14 protein-coding genes and 2 tRNA genes are annotated in these 14,563 nt (G+C 38.6%); 6 read left to right on the top strand and 10 right to left on the bottom strand.

Going from position 1 to position 14,563, the window contains the following annotated elements; translation table 11 throughout:
* Window positions 1-19: 19 nt before the first annotated feature.
* From AAW12_RS23700 to AAW12_RS23685, 4 genes are all read right to left on the bottom strand, one after another.
* Window positions 20-2,104 (bottom strand): type IA DNA topoisomerase, encoded by a 2,085-nt coding sequence (locus tag AAW12_RS23700; protein ID WP_046676093.1) that lies wholly within the window; start codon window positions 2,102-2,104, stop codon window positions 20-22.
* Window positions 2,105-2,110: 6 nt separating this feature from the next.
* Entirely contained in the window at window positions 2,111-3,490 is a 1,380-nt protein-coding gene (locus tag AAW12_RS23695) for a DUF3945 domain-containing protein (protein WP_053003962.1), read from the bottom strand.
* A 58-nt stretch (window positions 3,491-3,548) separates the two neighbouring features.
* Complete coding sequence (locus tag AAW12_RS23690) at window positions 3,549-3,863, bottom strand: helix-turn-helix domain-containing protein (protein WP_046676429.1); 315 nt, start codon at window positions 3,861-3,863, stop codon at window positions 3,549-3,551.
* Between the two features lie 242 nt (window positions 3,864-4,105).
* Window positions 4,106-4,948 (bottom strand): RteC domain-containing protein, encoded by an 843-nt coding sequence (locus AAW12_RS23685; RefSeq protein ID WP_046676092.1) that lies wholly within the window; start codon window positions 4,946-4,948, stop codon window positions 4,106-4,108.
* Between the two features lie 508 nt (window positions 4,949-5,456).
* Here AAW12_RS23685 and AAW12_RS23680 point away from each other — a divergent pair.
* Together AAW12_RS23680 and AAW12_RS23675 are read left to right on the top strand one after the other, a co-directional pair.
* On the top strand, window positions 5,457-6,047 hold the full coding sequence (locus AAW12_RS23680) for a Crp/Fnr family transcriptional regulator (RefSeq protein ID WP_046676091.1): 591 nt from the start codon (window positions 5,457-5,459) through the stop codon (window positions 6,045-6,047).
* 591 nt (window positions 6,048-6,638) lie between these two features.
* Window positions 6,639-6,884, top strand: a complete 246-nt coding sequence (locus tag AAW12_RS23675; protein ID WP_046676090.1) for a hypothetical protein — start codon at window positions 6,639-6,641, stop codon at window positions 6,882-6,884.
* A gap of 137 nt (window positions 6,885-7,021) precedes the next feature.
* Here AAW12_RS23675 and AAW12_RS23670 read toward each other — a convergent pair whose 3' ends face one another.
* Window positions 7,022-7,363, bottom strand: a complete 342-nt coding sequence (locus tag AAW12_RS23670; protein ID WP_046676089.1) for a hypothetical protein — start codon at window positions 7,361-7,363, stop codon at window positions 7,022-7,024.
* Between the two features lie 32 nt (window positions 7,364-7,395).
* A complete protein-coding gene (locus AAW12_RS23665) occupies window positions 7,396-7,680 on the bottom strand; it encodes a hypothetical protein (RefSeq protein WP_046676088.1) in 285 nt (94 codons plus the stop codon).
* Between the two features lie 115 nt (window positions 7,681-7,795).
* On the opposite strand from AAW12_RS23665, the gene AAW12_RS23660 reads away from it, so the two are divergent.
* Window positions 7,796-8,059: a helix-turn-helix domain-containing protein gene (locus AAW12_RS23660; RefSeq protein ID WP_046676087.1), complete on the top strand. Its 264-nt coding sequence runs from the start codon at window positions 7,796-7,798 to the stop codon at window positions 8,057-8,059.
* The gene (locus tag AAW12_RS26550) at window positions 8,049-8,360 is read left to right on the top strand and encodes a hypothetical protein (protein ID WP_046676086.1); all 312 of its coding nucleotides are present in this window, start codon (window positions 8,049-8,051) and stop codon (window positions 8,358-8,360) included. Before AAW12_RS23660 ends, AAW12_RS26550 begins: the two co-directional genes overlap by 11 nt.
* 77 nt (window positions 8,361-8,437) lie before the next feature.
* Here the strand turns inward: AAW12_RS26550 and AAW12_RS23650 are convergent, their stop codons facing one another.
* The 3 genes from AAW12_RS23650 to AAW12_RS23640 form a co-directional block, all read right to left on the bottom strand.
* Window positions 8,438-9,757 carry a site-specific integrase gene (locus AAW12_RS23650; RefSeq protein WP_046676085.1) on the bottom strand — a complete coding sequence of 440 codons (1,320 nt, stop codon included), beginning with the start codon at window positions 9,755-9,757 and terminating at the stop codon, window positions 8,438-8,440.
* A 269-nt stretch (window positions 9,758-10,026) separates the two neighbouring features.
* Window positions 10,027-10,111: transfer RNA gene (locus tag AAW12_RS23645), tRNA-Ser, on the bottom strand.
* Between the two features lie 55 nt (window positions 10,112-10,166).
* Window positions 10,167-10,685, bottom strand: a complete 519-nt coding sequence (locus AAW12_RS23640; protein WP_046676084.1) for a YceI family protein — start codon at window positions 10,683-10,685, stop codon at window positions 10,167-10,169.
* A gap of 185 nt (window positions 10,686-10,870) precedes the next feature.
* Between AAW12_RS23640 and AAW12_RS23635 the strand changes: the two genes are divergently transcribed.
* A tRNA-Arg gene (locus AAW12_RS23635) sits at window positions 10,871-10,944 on the top strand.
* A gap of 144 nt (window positions 10,945-11,088) precedes the next feature.
* On the opposite strand, the gene AAW12_RS23630 is transcribed toward AAW12_RS23635, so the two are convergent.
* Entirely contained in the window at window positions 11,089-13,401 is a 2,313-nt protein-coding gene (locus AAW12_RS23630; protein ID WP_046676083.1) for a glycoside hydrolase family 3 protein, read from the bottom strand.
* Window positions 13,402-13,710: 309 nt separating this feature from the next.
* Between AAW12_RS23630 and AAW12_RS23625 the strand changes: the two genes are divergently transcribed.
* Window positions 13,711-14,460 (top strand): NUDIX hydrolase, encoded by a 750-nt coding sequence (locus AAW12_RS23625; RefSeq protein ID WP_046676082.1) that lies wholly within the window; start codon window positions 13,711-13,713, stop codon window positions 14,458-14,460.
* Window positions 14,461-14,563 lie beyond the last annotated feature (103 nt).

Genomic DNA, 14,563 nt, shown 5'->3' with positions numbered 1-14,563 from the left:
AACCAAATCACATCATGAACTATCTATATTTGCTTTTCTTTTTTTGTTCAAATTCAAATAAGATGGACCCCGAGTCATCCAATAAAATATGTGCATTGAATGGCTTCTTTTTCCTGTCCATCAATTTTTTGATCAATGGTGTTCTTCTTTTAGTGAGCAGTGCCTCAATTTCTTGGTAATTCAGCTGTACTCCACATATTGAGCGAAACAAAATCCAGCCGCATGCTTCAGCTGTACATTTGACGAATTTTTCACGCAACACCACATGGGAATGGCACTTAGGACAGCTCAGATTTACAACATTCACTGGATTTGCGCTCACTTTAAGTAATTCATTGGTTATTTCATGGACCATGAGCGCCACCTCAGTACGAAATAGCCCTGCATCCATCTCACCGCTTTCAATTTTTTCGAATGCAATTTCCCATTGTGCTGTCATTGTAGCGTCTGCGATCTTTTTATCCGCCACAATTTCGTAAACAAGCATCCCTTTGTCGGTGGGGATAATACTCTTTCTTTCCCTACTGATATATCCCCTGTCAAACAGTGTCTCAATCACCGCTGCCCTCGTTGCCGGCGTTCCGATACCAATGCCTTTCAGGATTTTTCTCTCCTCTTCGTTTTCAACAGTACTACCAACATTCTCCATTGCGGACAAGATATCTGCCTCTGTATAAAGCGCAGGCGGCATAGTTTTTTTCTCGACGACTTTTAGATCATCAATTTTAAGCTGCATTCCGACCAGTAGGTTAGGAAAATCAACGACTAGCTCCGCACCTTCATCATCAAAATTACCATTGACTGCTTTCCAGCCCGGTGAAACAATTTCTATGGCCTTCAGATTGAAATCATAATGTAAAACTGAGATTTTTATATTCGTGATTTCCCTATAGCAGGCTGGTGAAATAGCTTCCAAAAGGCGCCTTGCGATTAAATCATACAATGCAACTTCAACTGCCTCCAGACAGCTCGGAATATTATCAGTAATAAGGATACCATGATGGTCTGTAACCTTCACATCATTGACAATATGCTTATTGTAACGTTCCCATTTTATATTCTCCACAAAATCTTTAAAGGATTGGCGTGAACCTAAGGAGAGTATCAATGATGGTATTTCCGGCCAAACGTCTTCGGGAATATGTTTTGAACCGGTTCTAGGGTATGTGATGAATTTCTTTTCATAGAGTTTCTGCGCAATTTCAAGCGTCCGCTCAGCGGAATACCCAAACTGTCGATTCGCTTCTTTTTGTAGACCGGTGAGATCAAAGAGAAGCGGTGCCTGGACAGTGTCTGATTTCTTTTCCACCTCCTTAACAACTGCCTTACCACTGCGTTCAAGGCTCCGCCTGATAGACTCTGCTTTATCTTTATCCTCAAACCTATCTAGCGAAATGCACTTAAAACCTATCCCCTCTTTTGTAAATCCAAATTCCAGCTGAAAATAATTTTTGCTCTCAAAGGATTTATGGGCAAGAAAACGTTTACAGATCAAAGCAAGTGTCGGTGTTTGCACTCTTCCCAGCGAAAATAGGCCATCCCCCATAGCAACCGTCAATGCCTGGGTTGCATTTATTCCTACCAGCCAGTCGGATTGCGATCGCTGCCTACCCGCTTCATAAAGGCCATTAAAGTCACTTCCCTGTTTTAAATTTTTGAAACCCTGAATTATTGCCCTTTCGGTAAGGCTGCTAATCCACAGTCGCTCAAAAGATTTAGTGCATCCAAGAAATTGATATATGTAGCGAAAAATCAATTCGCCTTCCCGTCCAGCATCGGTTGCAACGATAATACTGTCACATTGATTAAAAACATAATCTATCACAGCAAGCTGCCTTTTTGACCCTTCATCATTAACGTAACCACTGCTTGATTTCACTTTTCTTCCCCTCAGTTGAAATTCAGTAGGAATAATGGGCAGGGATTCTTTATTGAATCCCTTAATCCCATAATCTTCCGGCATAGCAAGACCAACCAAATGTCCAAGAGCCCAGGTAACAAGAAATCCTTCACCTTCACAGTACCCTTCTTTCTTCTGGGTTGCTCCTACAATCCTTGCCAGTTCGTACGCTACTGCTGATTTTTCTGCTATAATCGCTTTCATCAGATTTTAATGTATTTTCGGTCTTCTTGTATTTTCTTTTTTTACGGCATCCTTTTCTGCAGTATTTTGTGTTACCCCCTCTTGTTTTCCTGCTTGCGCCTGTCCTTCTTTCTGCGATTCACCTTGTTTTTGGGTTTTCTCCAGTTGTGGATTGTCAAAATCAAATTTCATCTTGCCCTCTTCTTTATCGTACCACATAAAGCCGGAATATAATTTGGTTTGCTCCCTATTGATTAGTTTCTCGGCAACAATAACCCCACCATCTTGGAGTTCCTGTTTCTCTTGCTCGGTGAAGATTTTACCCCTAAATTCACTGGGGATCCCATTTTGCTGTGCCTGTTGTTGTCTTTCGCTCTGCCCTACAAAAACAAGCTTTTTTTCATCTGCGCTATATTGAAGGTGTTGGTTGAAAACTTCACCCGATTTCGTATTCACCATCCCTTCAACAAGGACCTGTTTGCCCTCCAGGAGTTCAGCCTTTTGTTCCGGACTTAGCTTAACACCCCCAAACTTTTCACTGATCTTAATGAGTTCAACAGGAAAGGATACAACCTCATTGGTCAGTTTATCTATGCTGAGGAGAGACTTCACTTTGTTACCATTGGAATATGTCAGCTCTGCCACACGGCCCATGTTTCCTGTCATTTTTAAATTTTCTTTATCCTCTGGCGTAAACGCATGTCCAAAAAATGGCTTTTTAAGCTCGGGTCCCACACGAACCCCGTGCACCATAACATCGACCCGGTCATCCACCCTTTTCAGGGACAATCGTGCATCTCCTTTCATAGCTACTCCCTTAAAATTTCCCTCGATCTGATAAACCCCATCAGTTTTATATCCTTTTAATAATTTGTCAAGCTGACCACTCTTTTCAAGAAGTTCGCGGTTCAGATTCAGTTGTTCAAGCGATGCCCAGTCAATCTCCTCAGCCTTGTATTTGTAAGGTTTGGTGTCATTTGTTGGCGCTGCGCCCTCCGATGTTTGATTTGTTTCCATATTCTTTTGATTTAATTTGTTGTCATATTTGATTTCTAGTGCATCCAAGAGTTTGTTCCCCTCTGGTGTTGGGTAGTCAATTGCGCTCTGTAATTTTCTGGCAACCTCGTCCAGGTCAATTGCAGGTGTTCTGAAAAACCGGAAGGATATAGGATCATTTAGCCTGCGCCAGAAATTGGAGAAGAAATTGCTAATGGCATCCCCCTTATCGACACGCATAAAGTCCAATAGATTAGACTTCTTGGGCTCAGTTGTTTGAAGATTACCTTCATCATCAATACCTTTGACGGCTTCTATGCGACTTTTCTTTTTGTCGAGTACCAGAAGTATATCTGAAAGAGGTTCTGGAACTTGAGTTTGATTTTCTTTTGAATTAGTTTGCTTGCTCATAATATCAATTGTTTTATTCTGATCGAATCTATTTGAACTGAGGGTACTCATAGATTGGTTATCTATTACTTTCCTTCATAGGCGTATACTTTCCGCCTTGGTAACTGTCGCGAATGAACTGGTGAACGTCAGAACTTTTGTAGAATACCTTTCCGCTTATTGTAAAGTATTTGATTTTACCTATGGTCCGGTAGCGTTGCAGGCAGCGATAGGTTATCTTCAGCATCTGGAGGACATCCTGATTGTCCAGCAATTCTTCCCCATCAATACTCAGCCTTTTCTTTTCCCTATTTTCAATGTCACCCGCGAGGATATCGAATCGTTTCATGATCCGTTCCATCCAACTCAAAAATTCAACTCTGTCTATATTCATAACTATTTTGTTTTGATTTACAGAGCCAAAATTGATGTTCATTTTCCGCCAAATCGTACAAGGTTACCTAGTCATTTCATACCAAGGAAGCGAGTTTTTTTCATCTGGAACAGTTCCTATGAAAGGCATAATAGAAGTATTTCTAGGTATCTGACGGGGAAATCTGACTATATCTTGGTAAAAAAAAGCGGGCAATGAAAATCATTACCCGCCAGAAGCAAAGTCCAATTATTGCACAACCTTCAAAATTCTTTATCCATATATTGTTCCAACGAATTTCTCAAAAAATGAAGATACCGCGCTTTTTGCCCTGCCCTAAATTTCATCTGGTGGAAAGCATGATGTATGTCTCCTAAACTCACCTCAAAAATATCTTCAAACATCTGGCTAATCTTCCGCAGTCCGGCCTTGCCATTTGAAACACTTCTTGAAATATGGAGCGCATAAATCAGCTCTATTAGTGCGTTTTTAGAATCGGTCCAGGAAAACTGGGCATCCTCATTAAGCTCGAGGGAATCCGAATTTTCTATCTCAGGTCTTGCGCCGTGTGATGAAAGATAGGTATGCAGGAGATCAAAGCCAATTACTCGCGCAATTTTAAAATCATAAAAAGTAGAGAAATCTGGATCGACCTCGAAGAAAAAGCTGTCAAGACCATCAAATACATTGATATTTCCCAAGCGAAAATATGTTTCATCCCGATCGGTCCGACCAGAACGGTAATATTTATAAAACTCCGAATTACTGATATATTTTTTGTATTCTTTATTCAGTAATTTAAGCTGTCCTGTATAAAAACAGGCATGATATTCTGAATTTGTAGGACTAAGCGTTTCAATTTTTAGGATCTTATTGTAATAGATGAGCCTACCAAGAATTTCGGGTTTTACATGTTTAAAAAAGCATATCTCATCTGCAACGCTTTCAAAACCTTTCAATAAAATTTCAGTTTTTAGATCAGTCAGTAGTTTTCGTAAGAAGGATATCATATGATGTGCTTCATTAATAGCACTGTCCTTGCTTCTTGATACATTGATCTCTTCTTTCTCGATCGACAATAAAATGTTTTTATATTCTTTTTTCATATGTTTTATTTTCAAAGTGATCGCCCCACACTTTTAAAATCCACATCTTTTTTAGAATTAACAAAATAAATATACACTATAATTTTTTTCACACACATTGATTGCTTGGATCATTTATTATTTGTAGCAATCAAATTGGTATCCGCTCGGATCTTGAAAAAATCTGAGATTATTAATAAGCTTATTACCCCAATGGAATTCTAAGGTATTAAATAAAAAATATTAGTACTATGAAGAAATTATCTACCCTAGGTAATTTTTCAAAAATGCAACCAATTAATATACTGCAGGAAAGATTTATTGCTGTATTTTGTTATAAATGGTAAATGATTCCGTTCTATTAACACAACATTTTTCGTATTCTTATTTTTTCAAGATAGTTTTTAGATAAACAAAATAAGTACTATTTGACTAGTTTCTTTTTGATAAAAAGCAAAAAAAGGGGGTAAATAAAAATTTTTGGCGTATATTCCAGTTATCTATAAACACAAAACACATAGATAGAACTATGGAAGAAAATTTAGCGAAAGAGTCTTTGCTCGACTTTCTTGGAAATATCCATTCCATGTCACCGGAACTACGAGCTGCACTTTATTCAAATACCTACTTACAGAAATTAAATAAGAGGCATATTTTGCTGGATATAGGTGAAATTCAGAAATCACTTTTTTTTATTATAAAAGGAGCAATTAGATCCTCCTATCTTGACAGTTCCGGAAAGGACACGACCTCCTGGCTTCTTTTTGAAGGTGATATTGCAATTTCTGTATATAGTTTTTTTAGTCAAAATCCATCATTTGAGGTCCTCGAAACTTTGGAAGATACAAGTCTTCTTGTACTTAGCCACGACAAACTCATGAGGCTGTACCAGGAGTTTCCTGAATTCAACTATATAGGAAGAATTCTAACAGAATCCTATTATATTAAAGGTGAAGAAAAGGCGAACGAATTACGCGTTTTTAGCGCTACGGAACGATACCAGCATTTAATCAAAAAATATCCCAGTATTGTCGCTCGTATTCCATTAGGTATGATTTCCTCATATCTTGGGATAACACAATCAATCTTAAGCAGGATTCGCGCAAAAAAGGAACAGTAAACTACTTTATTGCATTCCCCGTTTTCTCCACAATCTTTTAATTCGGAAATGGAAGGAAAAAACAAGTCTCAATTATTTTTTTTCAATCATTGATCAATAATAGATCCTATTATTGGCTAATGATACAATGGGGCCATCAATCATATATTTATCGAAAGCAAGCAAATATTATTTTTCATCACCCCAATATTTATTTAACCATTTCAGCTGAGAAATTATATTCAAATTAGATACATAATAAGTGAGCAAATACATCATTGTTCATTAAACAAAACCGAAATTATAAACTATTAAATTAAGAAGATGAAAAAAAGACAAAAGAGATCGCCTCCTAAGGTATGTTATATCGAATTAGCCTAGAATTACCGCCCCACTAAAAATTTTCCTGACTTCGATCATAATTAGATGCAACAATTTATGAATCTATGAATAAATTAGTTAATATAATATCCACTGTATTAATGATAACACAAAAAAGACTTTAAGGATTATCAACTCTATAACAAACAAGAATTAAACTCTTTTAAATCAATTCTTAAACATCTGATTTTCATCAATATAATTTTTCAAAAATTTTAATTTCAGAAAAATATGAGTTTGGGTAGCGTCCTGTCAAGTTCACAAGACAGGGCTTTAGATTTTAAAAATGTAAAGCCTTTTTTATTTTGTGTAACAATGGATTATCTCGCTGGGGAGACCACCGGCATGGCCTTTGAACGCAAGACAGAGGACAGGTTACAGGATATTGAAAAGCTCACTGAAAGAGAAGAGGATGATGCATTTGCACTGCTTGACGCATTCCTCGCCAAAAGCAAGATGCAGGCGGTATGCAAATAAAATAGCAACACCCAATCTTTTTCGGCTTGGGTGTTACTCGATCCCTCCTATATAGTCCTGTTAGGTTTTAATTCTGCCAACGATCGATTTGCGGTCAACTTACTGCCCAGTGCGTCATAGGTATAAACGATAGTATCCTACGGTGTTGGTGGCTGAAAAATTGCTAGATTTGAAGGTAAAGTCTCAATTGGTTTAATTTTTTCAAAGAAAGTCGTTGCCTTTATTAGCATTGTAATCGTATTGATAATGGCTTCAGCAGTCACATTCTTAACTAGGATTAAATTTGGCTCTATTGAAAAAAAACCATAATATGAATATTCACTTTCGAAATCTTGGACTATACGAATCGGGTCATAGAAATATAAATTAAAATAATCTTGATCTATATGCACAAAGATATCCCCTCTATATCCTTTTGCCTCCGCCTCATAATGCGATACTTCGCTATTATCCAAACAATATATTTTAAAATTATCCATTATTATGTTAAAATTATTTTACAGGAATCACTTTAATTTGATTTAACAAGTTTTGAAACTGTGAAACTGGCATCGATTTGGTAAGCTCCTCCAAATTTAGAAATATTATTGGGATTTACATCTAAAGAAAGCCTATGTGTGGTCTTCACATTTCCAGTAGCAATATTTATTTTTACATCATTTGGCCTAAGTTTGAAACTATTTCCACCTCTGTAAACAGGAACTGATTTTCCATTATAAAAAACTTTAAAAGCTCTCCGTATCACATTGCCGAAAACTTTACCTAATGAAGACCTTCCCCCAAATGCTAGCTCCATCACCCTATCTCAAGCAAAGCCATAGGATATATAAGGAAAAAATAAGCTCCATTGCGAAAATTTCCTAGCACTTACTTCTCATTCCGATACTTTTGATTCATTCAAAAAGTATTACATGGAATTTATATCAAAACAAGATCTTGAATTATTCCGATTAAAAATGATCGGTGATATAGAAAAAATATTGGAATCAAATTTTAATTATGCGAAAGAGGATTTCGGTTGGCTAAGAAGTAAAGCCATTCGCAAAATGATGGACATCTCGCCTGCAACGTTGCAAAACTTAAGAGTATCAGGAAAAATTAGATTCAAAAAAGTAATGGGTTCATATTACTATAATAAACTTGACCTCCTAAAACTCTTTAGCGATGAAAAGTGATGCTTCTAAAAAGGGGCTGGAATATCTAGATAATATATGTGCAGATGCTCGTCTAAACGTTTGGCACATCAGTTTGCTACTTGCTATTGTGAGGCTGGCATATCGGCAAAATGAGAATAGGATCATAAGAATAAGCAGAAGGAAACTGATGCACATGTCACACATTGATACAGCTCCAACTTATCATAAATATTTTAAGCAGTTGCAGGAATTTGGCTATATCAAGTATATTCCTTCATACCACCCAGGATACAAAAGTACAATTGAGCTTCTTGACCCTTTTTTTCGGCAATCAAAATAAAAGCCTCTGATAAAATTGTATTTATCAAGGCTTTTTTTTAGATAACTTTTAGTAGGAGACATCCGAAGGTTTATACTTTATTTGGACTGAGATTTCCTAAAATCTTCAAAATCCTTTTTAAACTGTAACAAGATCATTTTTAGATCATCTCCCACCTCGTCCTCTTGTACTTTCTTAACAGTATCCAACCTTTCCTTTAGTGCATTCATTTCTCGGCTAATGGTCTCTTGCTCAGTGATTGCATATTCTTCAGTTTGTTGGACCGAATAATGTCCCAACATCTCCTTAACGACATGAATGGAAACTCCATTGTTGAGGGTTACAGTACTGGCAAATGTACGGCGGGCCTTGTGCGTATTGAGTTTCTCTCGAATATCACAAAGGTCAGCTATTTCCTTTAAATATTCATTCATTTTCTGATTTGAACGTAGGGGTAATACAGTTCCTCTCTCCAGACATAAAGGATCTTTGTCGTATTTTGCAATTATTTCAAGCGCCTTTGGAAGAAGTGGGATATCTGTATCTGATTTAGACTTTTGCCTGTCAGACATGATCCACATACTTCCATCATTCCCTTCTTTGATACGATCCCACTTAAGTTGGACCGCATCTATGTACGATAGGCCTGTATAACATTGAAAGACGAAGATGTCCCGTACGACTGATAACCGCGCGGACGAGAATACTTTTTCTTCGATTCTCTGCAATTCTGGTCTGGTTAGAGGCTTCCTCTTCACCTTCGTCTTCTTGCCTGTAAATAGTTTAAAGGGATCTTTGGGAATAATGTCTTTAGCAACAGCTCTCAGAACAATTTTCTTAAAATTGCTGATATATTTTAATGAAGTATTATTGGAGCAATTTCGAACTGTCCGCAAATAGTGATTATAATTTTTCACAAATTCATAGTTTAGCGCAGCAAATGGTAAATCATCAACCTTGTACTTAAACCGGATAAACTCCTTTACATGTGAACGTGCTGTTGTATACCTTTCAAGAGTACCTGGGGCCTTATCTCCTATTTCTACAAGCTCCGCAATCTCTTCGTTATGCTCCTGAAATTCCTCCAGGACTTTATTTCTTCTTTTATACCGGCCATTGACATAGTCAATCAGATCAACGGCATTAATGGGCTTTTCCTGATTTAGTAGCTCCGTTCTAAAGGCGTTTACTTTGGTTGTTAATGATTCCAAAAAGAAATTAAGCTCCCTGGCATCTTCCTTTACTCCAATGGCTCTTTCAAGCTGCTGATCCCACCGGGCAGCTTCCCAGTGCCTTTTGGTTGAAGATTCTTTTGCTACTCCGTCAACGCTTATTCTGATATAGATCAAGCGTTTGTTCTGTGTCTTGTTTTTTGGACTCTTTAGAAAGAAATTCAGTCCATAACTTTGTTCTAACATAATAAACCTTTTTTGTTATAAATGTCGAACCTAGACTTAAAGTAATCAAGACGTTAAAGTAATTTACAAGTTGAAAATCAACCACTTAAACCACATTCTGTGGCACCTGGTTCAAAATGCAAAAAGTGCCACATATGTGCCACAGACTTTTAGGGTGTTTTTGAAGATTTTGCGAACTGCCATAAACAAAAAAAATCCCGCAAATCGTTGATTCTGCGAGATTTAACTTTTTTTTGATGGTTTTTAAAAACTTTAAAAACACCTTTCTGCGGAGAGTGAGGGATTCGAACCCCCGAACCTGTGACAGTTAACGGTTTTCAAGACCGCCGCATTCGACCACTCTGCCAACTCTCCGCGACAAAAGTACGAATTTTCACACTCCCACCAAATTTTATTTTATATATTGCGCTTATTGAGCTTTTATAAACTGAATATCAGCACTAAATTTTACTTCGTCACTTACCATTACCCCTCCTGTTTCCAACGCCGCATTCCAATTAAGGCCAAATTCTGAACGTTTGATTTTTCCTTCTACTATAAATCCAGCTTTCGTATTTCCCCAAGGATCTTTTTGGATACCCGCAAATTCCAAGTCGAAAGACACCGGTCTAGAAACGTCACGGATTGTCAAATTTCCCTTAATTTCATTATTCTCCAAGCTCGTTGCTTCAAATGTAATTGCTGGATATTTCTCTACATCAAAGAAATCTGCACTTTTTAAATGACCATCACGTTGCTCATTACGTGTATTAATCGATGCCGTGTCAATAACAACTTTCGCAAGGGCATTTTTAAAATCTTCGCCCTCGGCGTCAACATCTATTTTAAAACTGTCAAAGTTTCCTTTAACGTTTGTAATCATCATGTGTTTTACTTTGAATTCTATCTCGCTATGTGCAGCGTCTAGTTCCCATTTTCCTTGTGCCATAATTTTATGTTTTTTCTATTTGTTTAACAACACAAAGTTAACAGCAGTTTTAATCAATTTGTTTGACCTACATCAATAAAATAATCTTATTGAAAAGCAATCAGTTATTGAAAAACCACAAAAAAAAGTCAGTGATATTTTGGAAATATAACACAAATGTCTACTTTTGCATTACCGAAAACGACGCGCCAATAGCTCAGCTGGATAGAGCATCGGTTTTCTAAACCGACGGTCTCAGGTTCGAATCCTGATTGGCGTACTTAAAAGCCCCTCTGTATAACAAAGGGGCTTTTTTTATACATCAATCTCAAAATATCCACGATAGATACGCAAGCTTGAAAATGAAAACAAGTCGTACTGATCTTCCACCTATCTCCCCTTCTCACTTTTTAAATTGCCCCTATTATTTCCTCACAAACGCTCCTACACGTTTATCTTTAATGACTCCCGACCAGTTTAAACCATAACCAAAATCGTAAGCGTGTCCTGCTTGATCAACATACACTTCCATGTCAAAAGGCACGTCCTCAGCTTGTTTCTCAACCGTAGCCATGTTTGCGGGCATTTGAACAGGCAACAGACCGGAAGGTTCGTACTTTCCAAACATAACATCCAATACAGCCTGTGTTGATACACCAAAATTTAGAATAATACCTGATACCTCCTTTTCAAACTCGGTAAATACCATGGGCTTGTTTGCTGTCACAGACACCAAAATAGGTTTACCCTTCATCATATCCTTCGTATCCAATATTGTTTGAAGATCCATCACATTCGCAGCAGTCACCATTTTATTCTTATAAGACCTATTCTTAATCGATGGATCGATTACAGGATCACCCGCGGCAATACTCTCCGCTCGTGCATCTGAGGCTGTATAAGTGCCATACTGCAAGGAAATCGGAACATAGCCATTTCCACCATTCTTGCGATCTCTTTCGCTATATCCACCTTCGGCACTGATCGGGCTCTGTATAAACACGACTGCAAGGTCAGCTTCACTAGGGTTATCAGTTAAATCTGCATATTTCCGCAAGAGATCAATATTGACAGGGTATTCCAATCGTGCCGGTGTATAGTTTCCCCACCAATCTTTCATTGCTGCCCTATACATCTTCGGAACATAAACTTTCTTCCGTCCACGAATAGGCAATTGCTGATCACTATTCTTTAGTAAAACAACTGACTTTACTTGTGCCTCGTATCCCTCCTTCATATAGAGCGGATTTCCAACGGTAGCTTGGCTCTCCTTGACATCCAAATACGGATTTTCAAATAGTCCTACTCGGAAAATATTCAACAGAAGCCTTCTGGCAGAAGCCTCGAACCGTTGCCGCATAAATTTCTGTCCGTGCTCTTTCACGCCCAATTCATAAGCGGCCAATACAGGAGCCTTATCGTTATTGCCACCAAATTGATCTACGCCTGCCATTAATGCCTTATAATGGCGCTCTGCCACCGACAACTGTTCTACCCCCCAAGGTTTGCCTGCAAATCCATCAGGCTTAGGTGCTTCATCCCCCGTAATCAACCAGTCCGAACAGATCACACCATCGTAACCGTAAGTGCCACGCAGCAAGTCTGTAAGCAAATATTTGCTATAACCATTTCCCACATTTTCACCATTTTTCTTGTCCTGACCAAAAGAAATCGTATAGTACGGCATAACTGCGGCTGCCTTGCTCGTCTTTCCAGCCAATTGGAAAGCTCCATTGACAAATGGCATAATATGTTGCTTCAGGTTATCCCCTGGATATACCGCAAATTTTCCAATAGCCCAATGGCCGTCCCGACCGCCTTCCTCTGGCCCACCACTGGGCCAATGTTTCACCATAGCGTTGACGCTCTTATAGCCCCATCCTAATGCAATTTCGTCTTTTCCACTCGATGTCTGAAAACCATCGATATAAGCTCTAGCCATCGCTGTTGTCAACTCGGGACTCTCTCCAAAAGTCATACCGATACGATACCAACGCGGTTCGGTACCCAAATCTATCTGTGGTGATAATGCCGTCGTGATGCCCAAGGATCGATATTCCGTAGCCGCTACTTGACCAAAACGTTTGACGATAGCTGGATCGAATGTCGCCGCCATCGCAAGCCCATCCGGCCACATCGAAATTTGCCCCCCTGCCCCAGCGTTGAACTCTGCACTGACAACAGCATTATGACGTGGGTCGGAACTATTATTCGCCGGAATCCCCCATCCCAAGCCTTCCACAAAACCTTGTAACTCATTATTCCAGCGGGCAGCGGTCTCTGGATCTTTTACTGCTGTCAACAGGACATGCCTCAGCCCATCTTTCTCCAGAAACTCACGCTGCTGATCGGTCAGAGCCCAAGGTGAAACTAGACCTTCCTGATAGTTTTTTCCTTGATAAGTACCTCCCATAAATCCAAAGGCCGGTGCCGGTAAAGCTTGATGCCTGCTATACAACATAAGCCCAGCAATCTGATCAACAGACAATTTTGAGGCGAGATCTCTAGCTCGCTCCTCTGCTGTCAAACGCCAGTCTTCATAACGGTCTAATTTTCCATTTCGATTGAGATCCTTAAATTTATTTCCAGCAATACTTAGGATCTTCACGCCCGAAGCTGTTGAGTACCCCAGAACAGGGCCATACTGATTCTCAATCTTTTGATAAACCTGGCCGTGTGCTGAAAAAGTTAAAAATAGACTGAAAGATGAAGCGAATAGTAGGTTTCTTACATTCATAAAATCTGTTAGTTTAATACATGAGTTTGTAGTCAAACATTCGCCTCACGGCTAATAAAACATTTGGCTTAACACGTTATAATCAGTTATTTACATTGCTTCATAATGAAGCAATACAAGTGTACAATCTTTTTGTTCAATTACAAAATAAAATCAACAAAATAACACAAACAACTAATTACCAATAAATTGATTTATCAAAAAAGCACCTAATGTAATTTTTGCATAAGGAATTGTTCGAGTTTTATCCCGCAACTTACCTCTCGTTGCGATATTTTTTTGTAATATTAACCCAAAGACAGCAGTTATATGGATTTCAGAACACAGCTTATTAACGCATCAGCAGAGAGCTATGAAAAATTTCTACCTCACATTTCTGTGGATACCGTCGTCTTTGGCTTCGACCAAGGTTCCTTGAGAATCCTTTTGCTAAAAATGAATTATAATAAAGAATGGTTTCTGCCTGGTGGCTATGTCGGGAAAGAGGAAGATACGGACGAGGCCGTCAAACGCGTACTTTACGAACGCTCAGGTGTCAAGGATATATTCTTGGAAGAATTTGCGGTATTTGGATGCCCACAGCGCAGCCAGCAATCCTTTGCAGATTACCCAGACACATTGTGGAACAAACAGCGATTTATTTCAATTGGTTATTACGCGCTTGTAAACTACAAACACGTAATTCCTCAACCTGATTCCTTAAGTGAGACTTGTCAGTGGATCGACTTTAGAGACATCACTGAGCTCAATATCACTATGGATCATCGCGAAATCATCAACAAGGCTCTCCGGACTCTTCGCGAGCGGCTTTCCTATAAACCAATAGGATACAATTTGCTACCAGACAAGTTTACACTGACCGACCTGCAAGGACTCTATGAAACAGTGCTTGGTAAGAAACTTAATCGTGGCAATTTTTATCGAAAAATGAAAAATATGGGTATCCTCCAAAAACTTGACGAACAGCGGAAAGGCGGAGCCCATAAAGCTCCTGATCTCTATAAATTCAACGTGGAGACCTATAACACTATTTTACAGGAAGGTCTAAATACCTGGTAGTCAGATCACCGATACATTTTTACCAAATACATAATAGATCAAAAGCTAATTGCTGCTGGCATAGACCAGCATACTTCCATCGACTAAACTAACCTGCGAGAAT

The organism is Sphingobacterium sp. Ag1, from assembly GCF_000988325.1.
In the GTDB taxonomy this organism is placed as follows: domain Bacteria; phylum Bacteroidota; class Bacteroidia; order Sphingobacteriales; family Sphingobacteriaceae; genus Sphingobacterium.
The sequence above is the reverse complement of the archived record's forward strand: the minus strand, read 5'-3'. Positions and strand labels throughout refer to the sequence as shown.

Excerpts from the sequence above, each read along its gene's own strand:
- AAW12_RS23660 (WP_046676087.1), top strand. The coding sequence starts at position 7,796 with ATGGAATTTATATCAAAACAAGATCTTGAATTATTCCGATTAAAAATG.
- AAW12_RS23700 (WP_046676093.1), bottom strand. The coding sequence starts at position 2,104 with ATGAAAGCGATTATAGCAGAAAAATCAGCAGTAGCGTACGAACTGGCA.
- AAW12_RS23665 (WP_046676088.1), bottom strand. The coding sequence starts at position 7,680 with ATGGAGCTAGCATTTGGGGGAAGGTCTTCATTAGGTAAAGTTTTCGGC.
- AAW12_RS23625 (WP_046676082.1), top strand. The coding sequence starts at position 13,711 with ATGGATTTCAGAACACAGCTTATTAACGCATCAGCAGAGAGCTATGAA.
- AAW12_RS23685 (WP_046676092.1), bottom strand. The coding sequence starts at position 4,948 with ATGAAAAAAGAATATAAAAACATTTTATTGTCGATCGAGAAAGAAGAG.
- AAW12_RS26550 (WP_046676086.1), top strand. The coding sequence starts at position 8,049 with ATGAAAAGTGATGCTTCTAAAAAGGGGCTGGAATATCTAGATAATATA.
- AAW12_RS23680 (WP_046676091.1), top strand. The coding sequence starts at position 5,457 with ATGGAAGAAAATTTAGCGAAAGAGTCTTTGCTCGACTTTCTTGGAAAT.
- AAW12_RS23675 (WP_046676090.1), top strand. The coding sequence starts at position 6,639 with ATGAGTTTGGGTAGCGTCCTGTCAAGTTCACAAGACAGGGCTTTAGAT.
- AAW12_RS23650 (WP_046676085.1), bottom strand. The coding sequence starts at position 9,757 with ATGTTAGAACAAAGTTATGGACTGAATTTCTTTCTAAAGAGTCCAAAA.
- AAW12_RS23695 (WP_053003962.1), bottom strand. The coding sequence starts at position 3,490 with ATGAGCAAGCAAACTAATTCAAAAGAAAATCAAACTCAAGTTCCAGAA.
- AAW12_RS23630 (WP_046676083.1), bottom strand. The coding sequence starts at position 13,401 with ATGAATGTAAGAAACCTACTATTCGCTTCATCTTTCAGTCTATTTTTA.
- AAW12_RS23670 (WP_046676089.1), bottom strand. The coding sequence starts at position 7,363 with ATGGATAATTTTAAAATATATTGTTTGGATAATAGCGAAGTATCGCAT.
- AAW12_RS23690 (WP_046676429.1), bottom strand. The coding sequence starts at position 3,863 with ATGAATATAGACAGAGTTGAATTTTTGAGTTGGATGGAACGGATCATG.
- AAW12_RS23640 (WP_046676084.1), bottom strand. The coding sequence starts at position 10,685 with ATGGCACAAGGAAAATGGGAACTAGACGCTGCACATAGCGAGATAGAA.